We start from the raw sequence: 16,920 nt of genomic DNA, 5'->3' as shown, positions 1-16,920 counted from the left end.
CGATCTGGACGCGGACCGAATTGAGTCATTCGGGCAATCGTTGTAATGAGCGATGAACGTGATTTGATGCTGCAGAGCCTGGCCAAGACCTGCGTCTGGTCACCCATGTCCTACACGCGCTGATCCAACCAGATCATTATGTCCTAGGGGGGTCATATGAGTAACAGCGGTGATGAGGAGATGACGTCGATTCTACCTAAAGCAATCGGAAAAGGGGAACGGGTTCCGATCGGTTCGTTATTTCCGTCGCAACAACTACTGCGGTCCGGTGAAAGTACTGAACACATTCGTGCACTGGTCGAAACAGAAGAGGTCCTGCCGCCGATTGTCGTGCACCGTGAGACACGGCGGGTCATCGACGGAATGCACAGACTGCAGGCAGCTCGTTTTCGTGGCGACGAATGGATCGAGGTCGTTTTCATCGATGGTGCCTCAGCCGATGTGTTTGTCCTCGCGGTTGAGTTGAATCGTGCGCACGGCCTGCCGTTGACGATGGCTGAGCGCAAATCTGCCGCCGCGCGGATCATGGATTCGCACCCGCACTGGTCCGACCGCAAGATCGCACGGACCACTGGATTGGCGGCCAGCACTGTCGCGTCTTTGAGATCGCCATCCATCGCTGGCACGCTCGAGCGTAGAACCGGGCAGGATGGCCGGACTCGACCCAAGGACGGGACGGAAGGACGCCGGCGTGCGAGCGATCTGCTGGCCCAGAACCCGAACGCGTCGGTTCGCGAAGTAGCCAAAGCAGCGCGGATCTCGGTGGGCACCGCCAGCAATGTGCGCGCCAGATTGCGGCGAGGCGAGCCGGCAATAACCGCCCTACAGCAGGCAGCCCTGACACCACGCCCGGTCTCGGCGACGCAGCGAACCGGTCCGGACTACAGCCGCGTGCTGCAGAGCCTACGCAACAACCCATCGCTGCGGTTCAACGACGTCGGCCGACACTTGCTCCGCTTGCTTGGCGGCGCCGCCCCGGGCAGCGTCGAGCAGATTGCCCAGATCGCGGACAGTGTGCCGGAACACTGTCGGGTCATGGTGATCGACATGGCCCGCGAGTGCGCCGCCGCATGGCAACATCTGGCCGACCGGCTCGCGGGCCGAGACACCGCCTGACGGAGACATACTGTCCGATCCGGTGGCTGCGGGACGTTCAACTGCTCGAACCATACGGTTGAACGCCACCACACAGTCGAACGTCGACGGTCGGCATCATGGTCACCAGGTCGGGCCTGGAATCTTGAACGGCCCCGGTGCGATGAAGACGATGGAGAGATGGCTCGGTCTTCTCCGCAACACGTTTTCGAGGCCGCGGCAGTCCGATACACCTGCCTGCAGGACCGACAGGTCGGTTCTCCAGCGATGAGATCTACGGAGGCGCATGTAATGGCGACGAACCCGTTCGATGACGAGAACGGCGTCTATCTGCTCCTGGTCAATGACGAGGGGCAGCATTCTCTGTGGCCTTCGTTCGCTGCTCTTCCCAAGGGGTGGACCGTCATTCTCAATGAGGCGTCGCGGCAAGAGTGCCTCGATTACGTCAATGAGCATTGGACAGACATGCGACCGTTGAGCCTGCAGCCGGCGATGGGTGACGAGTAGAAACCGCTCGTTCAAAAGTCGAAACCGCGACCGCCGGTCGTGCTCGGCCGGGCCCTCCGGCCAGGTCTCGTTCGCAGACTCGGAACTGCTCGTCGGACGACAACGGTGCGACGCAGGTCCCTTGGTCCAACGCTTCGCAACCGCTCCTGCATCCCCGGGCACAGGGCCTGAACGCACTGCTTGGCGGATGTCTCACCCGCCAAGTGAACCGCAATCAGCGATCAACAACGTCAAGCCCACCGACAGCACCAATTCAACCTCTGTGGCTGTCCAAGATGTTCAAGGAGCCAGGCGCTTCACGGCAGAGCCAGGGCGTGATTCAATCACGCGAAGCGTTCGATGCATGACTTCCCAGCGCTTGGAGTGTCGTCGAGATTGATATCGAGCAAGCCATCTCGGAAGTCACCTGTTCGTGCAGCATTTCTTTTCGGCTATCTGGGGAGTATGTTCCGATGGCATGGAGACTTAACGGCGGTACAACGATGCTGATATTCAACAGGGGGCGGTTTGTTCTCCAAGGGTCTGAACAAGGCTTCTGATCGGTCGGCGACAACCAGGACGGCATCGGCCACGCTGGCCGAACTGTGGGAGCGGACGGTACGCAGTCGGCCAAGCAGTCCGGCGATTGTCTCGAACAGCGAGACCCTGTCCTACGACGAGGTGAACGCCAGGGCAAACCAGCTGGCCCGACTGCTGCTCAGCGAGGGGGCGGGCCCAGGCCGTGTGGTGGCACTGGCGCTGCCCCGATCCAGTCGAATGGTGATCAGCGTGCTTGCCGTGGCCAAGGCCGGGGCGGCGTTCCTGCCGGTGGACGTCAACTACCCGGAGCAGCGGATCACCTACGTGCTCGCTGATGCCGAGCCCGCATTGCTGTGCACCATCCGGACCGCAGTCCCGAAGCTGCCTGCTGACATCGGGGTGCCGCAGCTGGTGCTGGACTCGGCCGAACAGACTGCCACGCTCGACGCACTGCCCGACACCGACGTGACTGAGGACGAACGGGGTGGTTCACTCGCCGCGACAAACCTGGCTTACGTGATTTACACCTCGGGCTCGACAGGTCGACCGAAAGGTGTCGCTCTGACCGGTGCCGGGTTGCCCGCCTTGGCCGCGGCCAAGGTCGCCACGATGCAGGTCACTGAGGACAGTCGGGTGCTCCAGTTCGCCTCGCCGAGCTTCGACGCCTATTTGACCGAGCTGCTGGCCACTTTTACCTCCGGTGCCACTTTGGTGGTGCCAGGGTCGGACACACTGGTCGGCGACCCGCTGGCAAAGGCCCTACGGGAAGGCCGGGTCAGCCACGCGGTGCTGCCGCCTGCCGCAGTCGCGACCATGTCCCCGGACGCGGCGCCGGACCTACGCGTGCTGGTGGTGGCCGGCGAGGCGTGCCCGGCCGGCCTGGTGGAACAGTGGTCACAGGGACGCCTTTTGGTCAACGCCTACGGTCCGACCGAGTGCACCGTGTGCGCGACCATGACCGGCCCGCTGACCCCGACGGACGAGGTCACTATTGGCCGGCCGATTCCGGGCGTGTCTGTGCACATCCTCGACGACGAATTACTACCAGTCGCGGCCGGAGAAATAGGCGAGTTGTACCTCAGCGGTGCCGGGCTTGCGCGCGGCTACCTCAATCGCCCTGATTTGACCGCGCATGTGTTCGTGGCCAATCCCTTCGCCGCCGACGGCGAACGGATGTACCGCACCGGTGATCTGGCCTCCATGCGGGCCGACGGCGACATCCTGTTCCACGGCCGGATTGACGACCAGGTCGAACTGCGCGGATTCCGAATCGAGCTCGGAGAGGTGGAGTCCGTGCTCAGCCAACATCCGGACGTGGTGCAGGCGGTGGCCGTGCTGCGGGCCGGCGAAGACGACGGGCCGCAGCTGCTGGCCTACGTGGTGCCGACGCACGGCAGCACGCCCGCGGCAGACGAACTGCGTGAGCACGCCAGCCGCTACCTGCCCGACTACATGGTGCCGTCGATCTATGCGACCATCGACGCCATTCCTGTGACTCCCGGCGGAAAGACAGACCGAGCCGCGCTGCCGCCGATCAAGACCACCCGGCCCGCCGGTCAGAAACCGCGCACATCTGCCGAGAAGATCCTTTTCGATATCTTCCGAGACCTGTTCGGCCTTGGCGAGATCGACGTGCGCAGTAACTTTTTCGAACTGGGCGGGAACAGCATCCTGGCTGTCGACCTCATTCAGCGAGCGCAAGAAGCCGGCTTGGTGCTCCTGCCGAGGACCGTGATCGACCACCCGACCATCGAGCAGCTGGCCGCGATAGCGAACCTCGGGGAGTGAGAGATGAGCACCCGTCCCATGGTGTCCGCCGACGAACTCGAGGAGATCGACCTGGCCTCGCCCATTCTGCACGCCGAGTACGAGCTCGATGCGGTCTTCCGTCATCTGCGGGCCAATCGGCCGATGTACTGGCAGCAGCCACGGGGTGAGCAGCCCGGCTTCTGGGTGATCAGCCGGTATGCCGACGTGAACGAGGTGTACAAGGACAAGGCGCACTTCACCACGGAGAACGGTAACGCGCTGGCCACCTTGCTCACCGGCGGTGACTCGGCCTCGGGTGCCATGCTCGCGGTCACCGACGGTGTGCGCCACCACCAGATGCGCAACCTGTTGTCCAAGGGCTTTTCGCCGCAGATGCTCGAACTGATCTCCAACTCGCTGCGGGAAACCGTTGACGGGCTGCTGCTGGCCGCGCTGGATCGAGCCGAATGCGATGCCGCACGGGACATCTCGGCGAAAGTGCCGCTGGGCGCCATCTGTGACCTGTTGGAAATTCCCCAGACCGACCGGGAATACTTGCTCGGCTTGACTGCGCACGCGTGGAGCACGGACTACGCGGACGAACCTCCTGAGGAGAGCTGGGTCGCCAAGAACGAGATCCTCCTGTATTTCAGTAAACTGCTCAAGGAGCGTCGTGGTGGTGACCGGGACGACATGGTCAGCCTGTTGGCGAATTGCCGGATCGACGGTCATCCGCTCAATGCAGCCGAGCAGATAGCCAACTGCTACGGGCTGATGATCGGCGGCGACGAGACCGGCAGACACGCCATCACCGGCACGGTCCTCGCGTTGATCGAGAATCCCGACCAATGGCGAGCCCTGAAGAGTGGCGATGTCGATCTGAAGACGGCGACCGAGGAGGCACTGCGGTGGACCGTGCCCTCGCTGCACGGTGGTCGGAAGGCAACCGGAGACGTTGTGATCAACGGCCAGCAGATCAAGGCCGGCGAGGTGGTCAGCGTGTGGATCTCCTCAGCCAACCGGGATGAGACCGTCTTCGACGCGGCGGACGAGTTCAAGCTCGCCCGTACCCCGAACAAGCACTTCACCTTCGCCTACGGCTCGCACTACTGCCTCGGCCACCACCTCGGCCGGATGGAGGTCTACGCCGTGCTCGACGGCTTACGCCGGCTGGTGGGCGACTTGGAGCAGATCGGCGAAGAGCGGTGGATCTACTCCAGCATCTTGCACGGCATGAGCTCACTGCCCATCAAGATCACGGCCTGAAGCCCCCCGGGGGGACGTGAACATGATGAGCACCGTCAACGCGGCCAACGCATTCGAGGACGGGCAAGGCACCGAGTTCTGCTCAGATCGCCCGGCAGCCTGCCCTTGCGTACATCGAGCGGAATGGGACGGGGCGCCGACCGCGGAGCCCGACCCGATGATGACTGAGCCCGCCGCATCAGCGGTGGCTTGCGAGCCGGTCGCGATGGTCACCGGAGCCGGCCGGGGCATCGGCGCGGCCACGGCCGAGCGCCTTGCCTCGGAGGGCATGGCGGTGATCGTCGTGGACCGCGTGGAACAGGACACCACAGCCACGGTCTCGGCCATCCGTGCGGCCGGCGGACGGGCCAGCGGGCTCGGCTGTGACGTCACCGTAGCCCAGGCGGTGACGGCCACCGTCGCCTCGGCCGTCGAGGAGTTCGGACACCTCGACGTGCTGGTGAACTGCGCCGGGATCACCCAGGATCGGCTGCTGCTCACCATGAGCGACCAGGAGTGGGACAGGGTCCTGGACGTCAACCTCGGCGGCAGCATGCGATGTTCGTTCGCGGTCGGGAGGCACATGCGCCGGCAGGGGCACGGCCGGATCATCAACTTCAGTTCTGTTGCCGCGCGCGGCAACGCCGGTCAGACCAACTATGCGACAGCGAAGGGTGCGATCGCCGGGTTCACCCGCACGCTCGCGGCCGAATTGGGTCCTCACGGCGTGACGGTCAACTCGATCGCACCGGGCTTCGTGGCCACGCCGATGGTGGAAGAGCTGACCGAACGGCTCGGCGTGGATCGGGACACCGTCCTGCTGGAGGCGGCGATGTCCTCGGCCGTGGGCCGGATCGGGACGCCCGAGGAAATCGCCGCGGTGGTGGCATTTGTCACCCGGCCGGAATCGGGCTACCTCACCGGGGAGACCATCCACGTCGAAGGTGGTCGGCGATGACAGGAGTCGCGGTCGTGGCCGGCGGCGGCGAGCACACGGGGCCCGCGGTCGCGGTCAGGTTGGCGGCGCGGGGCTTCGACGTCGCCCTGCTGGACACCGAGTTCACGGCGGCCGACAAAACTGTCAGGCAAATCGAGGAGTCCGGCAGGCGGTGCGTCACGGTGGAGGCCGAGTTGACCGACACCAGGTCGGTCGGTGTCGCTTTCGGCCAGGTGCGTACCGCGCTGAGCAGCCCCGTCGTGCTGGTCACCTGCGTCGGACCGGGGCCGGTGCCGGACGGGTCACCCGAGGACGAACTCGCGGACGAACAGCGCTATGGCGTGGTCCGACGGGCGCTGCGCTCGGCGTTCGTATGTTGCCAGGCTGGGGCCGGCCAACTACTGCAGCACCGGTGGGGACGGATCATCATCGTCACCGAGCCGGTCGACGTGGGCGAAAACGCCTGGCGCACCTCCCAGCCCGTGCTGGCCGGGTTGATCGGTTTCACCCGGTCCGCGGCGTTGGAGCTGGCGAGGTCCGGTATCACCGTGAACCTCATCGCGCCGGCCGACAGCGCGGTCGACGGCCGGGCCCCGGCGCACCAACCGGCGGTCAACGCCAGCGCGGACTCCTATGCGGAGGGGGTCGCGCACGTGACGGAGTTTCTGATCGACGAGCAGGCTGTCGGAATCACCGGGCAGGCGATATACCTCGCCGCTGCCCAAGCGGGAGTACCTCTACTTCGCGAAAGGTAGTCACTGGTGGCGAACAGGGACCACGGACCGGAGCACTACGTCACCCGCATCCTCGATGAGGCGGCCCGGGACGGCGCGCGACCGGTTGTCCGATGGCGGGACACGGTGATCACGGGCACAGAGCTCCACCGATCGGTACGGCGGGTCGCGACGGCACTGCGCGAGGCAGGTGTGGCACGCGACCACGCGGTGGCCATCCTGACCCAGGTGAACAGTCCATGGATGCTGGTCGTCCGCTATGCCGCACACCTGCTGGGCGCATCGGTCGTGTACATAACCGGCGCCAACCACGGCACCGTGACCCACGACCTGCCGGTCACCACCCGGGTCCGGATGATGCGTGAAGCAGGTGCATCTGTACTGGTGTTCGATGAGCGCAACGCTCGGCTCGCCGAGACCATCCACGCGACGGTTCCGGACAAACTCGTGCTGTGCGGCCTCGGTCATCCGGCGTCCGGCACGGTGACCGCCGACGGCCGGCCGGTCGAGGACGCGGCGGTGGAATTCCCGGCCGAGACACCTGAGCTGGCAATGGTGCTCTATACCAGCGGCACCACCGGTCAACCCAAGGGTGTGTGCAAACCGTTCGGGGCGTGGAACGCGACCGTGGCCGGCCTGGCCGGGCAACCCCGGCCGCGGCAGACCTATATGGCAATGACCGCGGTGAGCCACACAGTGGGAATGGTCGTCGACATAGCGCTGGCCGCCGGCGGCAGCGTGCTGCTGCGTGAGAAGTTCGATCCCACCGACTTCCTGCGAGATGTCGTGACGCACAGGGTCACCGACACGTTCATGGGTGTGCCGCAGCTCTACGCGATCCTCAACCATCCCGATGTTCGCACCACGGACCTGTCCTCGTTGCAACACCTGGTGTACGTCGGCTGTCCCGCATCGCCGGAACGCCTGCGGGAGGCGGTCACCGTGTTTCCCGGTGTGCTGTGGCAGTCCTACGGTTCCACCGAGACCGGCCGGATCGCGATGCTCCGTGAGGACGACCACGACCATCCTGAACTGCTGGCCACCGTGGGCCGGCCGATGCCGGGGGTCACCATCGCGATCCGCGACCCGGAAACAGGACGAGACCTGCCGGTCAACGAGATCGGCGAGGTGGTGGTGCACAGTCCGAACAATATGGCCGGCTACATCGGCGATCCCGAGGGCACCACGCGGGTGGTCCGAGACGGCTGGGTGCATACCGGCGACATGGGCTCCGTCGACGAACGCGGGTACGTGCGGCTGTTCGGCCGGATGCACGAGATGGTCAAAGTGCAGGACACGCGAGTCAGCCCGACCGAGGTGGAGAAGGTGCTCGTCGGTTGTCCCGGCGTGGTGGACGCGTGCGTGTACGGCCACCGCAGGCCGGACCTGATCGAGGAACTGCACGCCGCCGTCGTGCTCAGTACCGAGGACGCCCCGAGTTTCGCCGCTCTGCGCGACCACGTCGCGCGGACCATGACCCCGACGCACGCTCCGGTCCGGTTCGTGCGCTGGCGGCAGTTCCCGATCAACAACACCGGGAAAATGGATCGGCTGCGGATCCGCGAGGTCAGCGCCGAGGCTCGCGGTGAGGGCCCGGACGTGCTGGTGGACAGGTGAGGTGAGTCATTCGATGAGAGTGCTGTTCACGAGCCTGCCCGGTATCGGCCACCTGTTTCCCATGGTGCCGCTCGCCTGGGCGCTACAGGCGGCAGGGCACACCGTGCTGGTCGCCACCGACCGTGAGTTCCTCCCGGTGGTGACCGGAGCCGGACTGCCTGCCGCGGCCGTGCGGGACCCTGTCGACCCGGTCGAGCTGTTCAAACCGGTCGGCCTGTCCGGCCTGTCCGGCCCGTCCGGTCTGTCCGGCTTGTTCGGCGGTCCGGTGAGCCCGGCTGAGAGGACCGGCCACCGGTGTGCCGAGATCGGTGTCCGAGCGCTGCCCGCCGTCCGTGCGCTCGTCGACGCGTGGCACCCGGACCTGGTGATTGCCGAACCCATGGAGCTGGCCGGGCCTGCCGCGGCGACGATCGCGGGCGTGCCCTGGGTGCGGCACTCCTACGGCCTGATCCCACCGGAGCGACTGCTGAGCGCCGCGGCCGCGGCCCTGGACTCAGAACTGGCAGTACGCGGGCTGTCCCCGTGGGCAGAGCCGGCCGGCACGATCGACGTGTGCCCCGACAGCCTCCAGCCTTCGGATGCGGTGGCGACCATGCCCATGCCCATGCGGTATGTGCCCTACAACGGCCCGGCCGTCGTGCCCGACTGGCTACTGGCCGGGCCGTCGCCACGGCCCCGGGTATGCCTGACCTTGGGCACGTCCCTGCCTCGGCGCAATCCGCGGGTCGCACCGCTGTGGCGGCTGCTGCTGGACGAACTGGTGGCGCTGGGCCAAGAGGTGGTCATCGCCATCGACGAGAGCCACCGGTCGCTGCTGGGTCACTTGCCTGGCGGCGTGCGTGCGGCGAGGATCCCGCTGTGTGACTTGCTGCCGACCTGTACCGCGATCGTGCACCACGGTGGCTCCGGGAGCACCATGGCGGCGGCGGCGTTCGGCGTGCCGCAACTGGTCATCCCGCACTTCGCCGACCACTTCGCCAATGCGGAGCGGATCATCGCGGTCGGCGCGGGCACGAGCCTGCCGCACGACACCGATGACCTGGCGCGGATCACAGCAGCCTGCGCGCTGATCATCGATGACGGCCCGCACCGGGCGATCTCAGCACAACTCGCCGAAGAGAACGCGAGCCGACCGAAACCGACCGAGGTGGCCCAGGACCTGGTGGCCCTGGTCCTCGAGCACAGCCAGGATGTCCTGCGACCGCAGCACGCGTCGCAGGGTCGACAGTAGCCAGAACTGCTGTGGATTTCGTGCTCGCACTGTCTTGCGACTCTTCTCCGCGGCAACACAATCGACGGGAACTACGCGACATGGTCACTGGACGCACCGAGCTCGAGCACGTCCTTACTCGCCTGGAAATGCTGCTGAACGACGTCTGGGACCAGCGGCCGGCGGGTGTGGCGGTGTCTGCCACCGAACCGCTGGTGAGCCTCGGGGTGGACTCGCTCACGCTCGCGCTGCTCCTCGACAATGTGGGCAGGGAATTCCACATCGACTGGACGGCCGGCACCCGTCTGGGCGGAGCGATCTCGCTACGTTCCATCGCGGATCTCGTCCTGCGACGGGACGGCGGCGCCGCCGCCGCTGCCGAGGCATAGGGCCCGGCACATGCGGACATCGGGTACGTACATGGCCGGGATCGGAGTCTTCCGGCCCAAGACAAAAAGCGTCGATGCCGCGGTGCGGCAGGGGCTCGTCTCGAAGGAATCTGCTGACGCCTCTGGAATCACCGGCGTGTCCGTCGCCGGTGACGTCTCTCCTGCCGAAATCGCGTTGATCGCCGCACACCAAGCCCTCGACAGCAGTGGACTGAGCGCCGATGACATCGGACTGCTGCTCCACACCGGGGTTTGGCACCAGGGACCCGACGGATGGGGGCCGCAGTACTATCTCCAGCGGCACCTGCTCGGTGACGATCTGCTCGCCGTGGAACTCAGGCATGGCTGCAACGGGACTTTCAGCGCAATGGAGTTGGCCGTCCCCTACGTGAAATGCGCACCTCATGCCGGCGGGGTGCTGATCACCGCCAGTGACAACTTCGGCACCCCGCTGATCGACAGATGGAACCCCGGCGAAGGGCTGGCCTACCTGGGTGACGGCGCGGGCGCGGTGGTGCTGGGCTCTTCCCCGGGGTTCGCGGAGCTGTTGTCCATATGCACCACCACGTTTTCCGGGATGGAGGAGGTTCACCGGGCCGGCGAGCCGCTCTTTCCGCCCGGCGCCACCACCGGTACTTTTCTGGACTACGGTGCCAGAGCCGCACGATTCCAGCAGAGGGCGACCGATGACGGCACTTGGGTGCAGTTCCTCCTGGGCCACCAGAAGCACAACGTGGAGTGCGTGGGCCAGGCGCTCCACGAGGCCGGTGTGGACGCCCGCGACATCAAGACCGTCCTGATCCACAGCATGCCGCGTCAGGCGGCCGCCTCCTACCTGAAGATCCTCGGTTTCTCGCTGGAACGCTCGACCTGGGAGTTCAGCCGGACAACCGGTCACCTCGGGGCCGGCGACCATCTCGCCGCCCTCTACCACCTGTTGTCGACGGGTGAGGTCGGCCCCGGCGACAACCTGCTGCTGTGCGGTTCCTCACCTGGCGTCACGTACAAGGCGGCCGTCATCCGAATCCTCGATACCGCCGCCCTTCGGAACCAGGAGGCTCGGCCCGATGGACTTTGACCTCAGCCCACAGCAGCAACAGCGCGTCGACCACATTCGCGCAGGCGCCTGCAAGCTGCCGGCCATGGAACCCAACGGAATGGCTGGAAAGGACAGTTGGCTGGCCGCGGCCGAACTCGGCATGACTGGCCTGTGTCTGCCCACGGATCATGGCGGCGGCGGGCTCGGTGCTCTGGACACGGCGCTGTGCCTCGAGGCGTTCTGCGCCGGTGGCGCGGACACCGGCCTCGCCTTCGGCATCGCGGCACATCTGCTTGCCTGCGGGACCGTCCTGGCCGATCACGCGGGCGAACCGGTGCGGGCCGAGCTGCTACAGGGACTGGCCTCGGGAACTGTTATCGCGGCGAACGCGATGACGGAGGACGATGCGGGATCTGACCTGAGCAGACTCACCACGACAGCCGTGGCCGACGGAGACAGCTACGTCCTGAACGGAAAGAAATCCTTCGTCAGCAACGCCCCGCTGGCCGACGTCTTCATCACCTACGTGGCCACCGCACCGAGCGCCGGTTATCTGGGGATGTCGGCGTTCGCGGTCCCGCGAACCCTGCCCGGCCTGCGGGTCGATTCCCTGCTGGCCAAGATGGGGTTGAACGGCTGTGCCGCCGCGCAGGTCAAGTTCACTGACTGCAAGGTTCCTGGCCGCTATCTGCTGGGCCCGGAGAATCAGGGGAACAGCGTCTTCCAACGCTCCATGACCTGGGAACGCGCCTGTCTGCCCGCGATCTACCTGGGTGCGATGGAGGGTCAACTGGCTCAGTGCGTGGACCATGCCAGGAGCCGCAAGCAGTTCGGCCGCAGCATCGGGAACTTCCAGGCGATCTCCCACCGGCTCGCCACCATGAAACTGAGGCTGGAAACCAGCCGCCTGCTTCTGTACCGCGCGTGCTGGTACCTCGACCAAGGCCGGCCGGCCGTGGAGGCGGCCGCATTGGCCAAGACGGCAGTCGCCGAGGCCGCCGTAGCCAACGCGCTGGACGCGGTGCAGGTGTTCGGCGCGCGGGGGTATCTGGCAGCAGACGGAATCGGCCAGCAGCTGCAGAACGCCATACCGCTGAACATCTTCTCAGGGACGACGGAGATGCAACGGGAGGTTGTCGCGAAGAGCATGGGGTTATGAGCGGTCGGTCGAGAACTGGTTCAGCAAATGATCTCTGACGCCTGGACCAGAGCCTTTCGTGCCGTCAGGCGTTCCACATGACCAACCAACCTTTTCTACTGCACCCAGGAGCCGAAGCATGAGTGAAAGGCGCGGCCTCCACGACCTGCTGTCCGCCTCCGCAGCTCGCACGCCGGACGCTCCTGCCGTTGTCGGACCCGCCGGTTCGATGAGTTACGGGGAACTCGACGAACGAGCCGACGCCCTGGCCGGCAGGCTGTCCGGCCAAGGAATCAGGAAGGGGGATCGAGTGCTGATCTGGTCCCCGAAGTCCGCCAACGCGATCGCCGCCATGCAGGCGGTCCTGCGCCTCGGTGCGATCTACATCCCGGTCGATCCCCTCACTCCCCCCGAGCGGTTCCTGGTGATCGCGCGCGAGTCCGGGGCGCTCGCCCTGTGCGCTCCGGAGGACCTGTCCGCGCGGGTGCCAAGCCCGCTTCACGACTGCCTCGCGTGTGTCGACCTCGACGCCGCGCCGGTGCCCGACGCTCTCCCGCGTACACCGGTGAGCACGTGCGTTGAACCAGACGATCTCGCCTACATCCTCTACACCTCGGGTTCGACCGGGACGCCGAAGGGCGTCTGCATCAGCCACCGCAGCGCCCTGGCCTTCATCGATTGGGCCGTTGCAGAACTCGCCCCCGGCCCGCAGGACCGCTTTGCCAACCATTCGGGGCTCTCGTTCGACCTGTCCGTCCTCGACCTCTATGCCGCCTTCACCGTGGGGGCGGCGGTGTGTCTGATACAACCCGAATTCGCCTACGTCCCGGAAGGGCTGGTCGAGTTCCTGCATCGCGAGCGCATCAGTGTGTGGTATTCCGTGCCTTCCGCGCTGATCCTCATGCTGCGTGACGGCGGTCTGCTCGACCGGCCCGCGCCCGAGACGCTCCGCGCGCTGCTGTTCGCCGGCGAGCCGTTTCCGATCGGCCATCTTCGAGCCCTCGCCGCCTGGTCCGACGCCCGGCTGCTCAATCTGTACGGACCTACCGAGACCAACGTGTGCACCTATCACGAAGTCCGCCCCGCGGACCTTGCCCGCGACCTGCCGGTCCCGATCGGTAAGCCGTGCAGCGGCGACCGGGTCTGGGCTCGCCGCGCCGACGGTTCGGAAGCCGAACCCGGTGAGGAGGGCGAGCTGGTCGTCAGCGGGCCGACAGTCTTCGCTGGTTACTGGGGCCGGCAGCCGCAGGAGGGCCCTTACGCGACCGGCGACCGAGTCAAGGTCCGGCCAGATGGTTCGTTCGATTACCTCGGGCGCCGCGACGGCATGGTGAAAATCCGCGGACACCGGATCGAACTCGGAGACGTCGTCGCGGCGCTGTACTCCCATCAGGGGGTCGCCGAGGCCGCTGTCATCGCGGTGGGCGACGGGTTGGACCGGGTCCTGGCCGCGTTCGTGGTCCGAAGCCAGGGAAGCGCTTTCGGGAACGTCGCGCTGCGTCGACACCTGGCCGACAGACTCGCACCCCACATGATCCCCGGTGACATCCGCTTCGTCGACCGGCTGCCCCACAACGATCGAGGGAAGCTCGACCTCGCGGCTCTGCAGATACCACTCCACGGCCCACAGAAAGCTCAAGGGTGAGAAATGGCAACCCAGACCCGAGAAGACATTTCGTCCGAGCTCCTCACCTTCATCCGTGAGAGCTTCCTGGCCGGGGATCCTGAGGGTGAGCTCGACGCGGATACCCCGTTGCTCGAGCTCGGGATACTCAACTCCCTGAACACTGCCATTCTGGTCGCGCATCTCGGGGAGGATTATGGCGTCCACGTGCCATTGATCGACGTCACCGCCACTACCTTCAAGTCCGTGCGGACCCTGAGTGAGCTTGTGCATGAGAGCCTGTCGCGAAAGTAAATACCGTCGTCCCCGCCAACTAATAGTCTGGATGTCCCATTGAAATTAAACGCGGACATGTTCCTGCTGCATGCGCCCAGCGTGTACGACTTCCGGGACCGTGACGACATCCTGTTCGCCTACCTGAGTGACAGCGACAGCGTCAACGTCACGTCCGTCTACGAGATGTACCCCATCGGCTGGTTCTCGATCAAGCAACAGCTCGCCGACCACGACTTCGACTGTCAAATCGTCAACATCGCCTCCCTGATGTTGACGCACCCGAATCTCGATGTGGAGCGCCTGATCGGGCGGTTGGAAGCGCCGGTCTTCGGTTTCGACCTGCACTGGATGACCCAGTGCAACGGTGCAATCGAGCTGGCCAAGGCGGTAAAGCGGATTCATCCCGAGTCGCTGATCGTCTTCGGTGGCATCTCGGCCACGTACTTTGCCCGGGAACTCATCCGGTACCCGCAAGTGGACGTCGTTGTTCAGGGCTATGACACGCTCGCCCCCATCACCCAACTGGTAGAGGCTGTGGTGCGGGGCGGCCGAGACTTCCGCTCGATACCCAACCTCCTCTACAAGGGCAATGACCGGGTGGAGACCACAGGATTCAGCCACAAACCCACCTCGGACTACAACAACGTCAGGAACGACTGGTCCTACTACCAGAACACGCCTGTGACGCCGCTTTCCAGCAAGCTGATCATGACGCTGCCGAACACCGGGTGCGCCCACGACTGCGGCTGGTGCGGCGGCTCCCGCTTCGCCTATCGCAACATCATGGAGGTGGACAGAACCCTCGTACAAAAGGACCACGACCTGATCGTCGAGGAGCTCAAGACGATGGGGGAGGCGGCCAGACACACCTCCATCTACGCCCTCCAGTGCTACTCGGAAGGCAAGACGAGGATGCACGCATACCTCGACGCCGTGCGCGACCTCGGGTACCGGAGTGTTTTCTTCGAGCAGTTCAACCTGACGCCCGACGACACGCTGAAGAAAATGGGAACTTCCACGGACTCGTACATCATGCTTTCCCCCGAGTCGCACGACCCGAAGATCAGCAAGGCTGCCGGCCGCGGCACTTACACGATGGCCGAGATGGAGGAATGGATTCCACGCGCGTTGGACGCCGGGGTCAAGGGCGTCATGATTTGGTTTTTCATCGGCATGCCGTATCAGGACAGGCAGTCCGTGCGCGACACGGTTGCCTACTCGGAGCGCCTGATCAGCAAATTCGCGGGATCGTCGGTCCTTCCGCTCATCTGTCCCATGGTGCCCTTCCTGGACCCTGGCTGCCGATTCTTCGAGGAGCCGGAAAAGTACGGCTACCGAATCCATCACCGTACGCTGGAGCAACACCGGCAGGCCATGGTCGAACCGCTCTGGTACCGTCGGCTGAACTACGAGACCGAGTGGCTGAGCCGACGCGAAATTCAGGATGTCTCCTACGAGGCGATCGAGCGACTGGTGAGCATCAAGGGCGAGTACGGTGTTTTGTCCAGCGTGTTCTGCGAAGCGGTGCTGAAGACAATTGACCAGACGAAACGGCTCCTCGCGGAGATGGATCACGCTCTCTCCCTGGACGGCCGGCTTCCCGCAACCCTGCGGGACGAAATGCGCGCTTACAACCGCAAGATCCTCGCTTATTCCAGCGACCAGATTCTGCCGATACCCCGCCCCTTTGGCGGACGCTGGTTCGATGACGTCACGGTGCCGGAAGAAATGATCCGCGAGCTCTCCATGACCCCGTGACACCACGGAGACAGCACACTTCTCAACAGCAGGAAGGACCAACTGAGCATGGCGAATCACGGACCGGTGGTGTATGGCCTGGGAGTGCCTGGCGCGCGCCTGCACTACGAGATCCAAGGAGCAGGTCCCCTGCTCGTTGTGGTCGGTTTACCCATGGGCTGTAAAGGGTTCGCGCCGATCTCGCGGCCGCTGGCCGAGCACTTCAGGGTCGTGACCTTTGACCCCCGTGGGGTCCACAGCAGCCCTGCGGATGACCCGAACCAGGACGCATTCCCCGAGGTGATGGCCGACGACGTGCACCGGCTCATTTCGGCGCTCGACGCCGGGCCGGCGTACTTGTTCGCCAGCAGCGGAGGCGGTGTGACCGCGCTCGCGCTGGCTGCCCAGCACCCTGACCAGGTCAGGACGCTGGTCGCCCACGAGCCCCCGTTGCTCGAGCTGTTGACCGACCGCGTACAGTTGCGCGCCGCCATTGATGAGATCTGCGACATGTACCGTGAGGACCGCCCCGCGGCGTTGCAGAAGTACCTCGCCCTTGCCGACATCCGCCTGCACCGGCCAACCCCGGACCCGCCCGGACCGAATTCGTTCACCGCCCCGTGGGACGTGTGGACCATCCTCGACCGGCTCTTCCATTTCACCCTTCGCCCAACTACCCGCTACCGGCCTGACATCGACGCGCTGCGACCCATGGCCGACCGAATCGTCATCGCCGGCGGATCCAAGGCCCAGGGCTCGCTCTTCCACCGCACCGCGGTCGCACTCGCCGATCAACTCGGCACCGAACTCGTCGACTTTCCCGGCGACCACACCGGCTTCCTGACCGATTCGGAGCCTTTCGCCCAGTTGCTGTTCGAGGTGTTCACGAAAGCGCGCTCGCACAACGGTCCTTAAAATCCGGAACCGACCAGCATCACGCCCACGGAATCCGCGCCATCGACGCCATTCATCGCGCACTCATCGGTGACCCCTGGCTCTTTACCGCCGTCACAACCCGACGCCACCACGCGGCTCACCACCTGAATGACGCTTGGCTGTGTGTATTTCCGTTGCACGGAGGATCGCAAGTGGTCGCAGATCGCC

General features: G+C 65.3%; 15 protein-coding genes. All 15 read left to right on the top strand.

The features are described 5' to 3' along the window. Positions 1–156: 156 nt before the first annotated feature. The gene (locus tag ACFWBB_RS06775) at positions 157–1,116 is read left to right on the top strand and encodes a ParB N-terminal domain-containing protein (RefSeq protein ID WP_385267846.1); all 960 of its coding nucleotides are present in this window, start codon (positions 157–159) and stop codon (positions 1,114–1,116) included. A gap of 270 nt (positions 1,117–1,386) precedes the next feature. Further along, a complete protein-coding gene (locus ACFWBB_RS06770; protein ID WP_385267844.1) occupies positions 1,387–1,602 on the top strand; it encodes an MbtH family protein in 216 nt (71 codons plus the stop codon). 507 nt (positions 1,603–2,109) lie between these two features. After that, positions 2,110–3,909, top strand: coding sequence for an amino acid adenylation domain-containing protein (locus ACFWBB_RS06765; RefSeq protein WP_385267842.1), 1,800 nt, complete (start codon positions 2,110–2,112; stop codon positions 3,907–3,909). 3 nt (positions 3,910–3,912) lie between these two features. After that, positions 3,913–5,136 carry a cytochrome P450 gene (locus ACFWBB_RS06760; RefSeq protein WP_385267840.1) on the top strand — a complete coding sequence of 408 codons (1,224 nt, stop codon included), beginning with the start codon at positions 3,913–3,915 and terminating at the stop codon, positions 5,134–5,136. Positions 5,137–5,293: 157 nt separating this feature from the next. Next, positions 5,294–6,073 carry a 3-oxoacyl-ACP reductase FabG gene (gene fabG / locus ACFWBB_RS06755; protein ID WP_385268022.1) on the top strand — a complete coding sequence of 260 codons (780 nt, stop codon included), beginning with the start codon at positions 5,294–5,296 and terminating at the stop codon, positions 6,071–6,073. Between the two features lie 14 nt (positions 6,074–6,087). Further along, positions 6,088–6,807, top strand: a complete 720-nt coding sequence (locus tag ACFWBB_RS06750) for an SDR family NAD(P)-dependent oxidoreductase (RefSeq protein ID WP_385267838.1) — start codon at positions 6,088–6,090, stop codon at positions 6,805–6,807. A 6-nt stretch (positions 6,808–6,813) separates the two neighbouring features. After that, a complete protein-coding gene (locus ACFWBB_RS06745; protein ID WP_385267836.1) occupies positions 6,814–8,403 on the top strand; it encodes a class I adenylate-forming enzyme family protein in 1,590 nt (529 codons plus the stop codon). Between the two features lie 13 nt (positions 8,404–8,416). Next, positions 8,417–9,634, top strand: a complete 1,218-nt coding sequence (locus tag ACFWBB_RS06740; protein WP_385267834.1) for a nucleotide disphospho-sugar-binding domain-containing protein — start codon at positions 8,417–8,419, stop codon at positions 9,632–9,634. Positions 9,635–9,714: 80 nt separating this feature from the next. After that, on the top strand, positions 9,715–10,002 hold the full coding sequence (locus ACFWBB_RS06735; protein ID WP_385267832.1) for a phosphopantetheine-binding protein: 288 nt from the start codon (positions 9,715–9,717) through the stop codon (positions 10,000–10,002). Between the two features lie 31 nt (positions 10,003–10,033). Beyond that, a complete protein-coding gene (locus tag ACFWBB_RS06730; RefSeq protein WP_385267830.1) occupies positions 10,034–11,080 on the top strand; it encodes a ketoacyl-ACP synthase III family protein in 1,047 nt (348 codons plus the stop codon). After that, positions 11,070–12,200: an acyl-CoA dehydrogenase family protein gene (locus ACFWBB_RS06725; RefSeq protein ID WP_385267828.1), complete on the top strand. Its 1,131-nt coding sequence runs from the start codon at positions 11,070–11,072 to the stop codon at positions 12,198–12,200. Before ACFWBB_RS06730 ends, ACFWBB_RS06725 begins: the two co-directional genes overlap by 11 nt. A 118-nt stretch (positions 12,201–12,318) precedes the next feature. Further along, entirely contained in the window at positions 12,319–13,824 is a 1,506-nt protein-coding gene (locus ACFWBB_RS06720) for an amino acid adenylation domain-containing protein (RefSeq protein ID WP_385267826.1), read from the top strand. Between the two features lie 3 nt (positions 13,825–13,827). Then, a complete protein-coding gene (locus tag ACFWBB_RS06715) occupies positions 13,828–14,097 on the top strand; it encodes an acyl carrier protein (RefSeq protein WP_385267824.1) in 270 nt (89 codons plus the stop codon). Between the two features lie 57 nt (positions 14,098–14,154). Beyond that, positions 14,155–15,837 (top strand): cobalamin-dependent protein, encoded by a 1,683-nt coding sequence (locus ACFWBB_RS06710; protein ID WP_385267822.1) that lies wholly within the window; start codon positions 14,155–14,157, stop codon positions 15,835–15,837. A gap of 48 nt (positions 15,838–15,885) precedes the next feature. Then, positions 15,886–16,731 carry an alpha/beta fold hydrolase gene (locus ACFWBB_RS06705; protein WP_385267820.1) on the top strand — a complete coding sequence of 282 codons (846 nt, stop codon included), beginning with the start codon at positions 15,886–15,888 and terminating at the stop codon, positions 16,729–16,731. Positions 16,732–16,920: the final 189 nt, after the last annotated feature.

Origin of the sequence: Streptomyces sp. NPDC060000, from assembly GCF_042737375.1 — a bacterium.
Lineage (GTDB): Bacteria > Actinomycetota > Actinomycetes > Streptomycetales > Streptomycetaceae > Streptomyces.
This window is presented reverse-complemented; position numbering and strand designations above follow the sequence as displayed.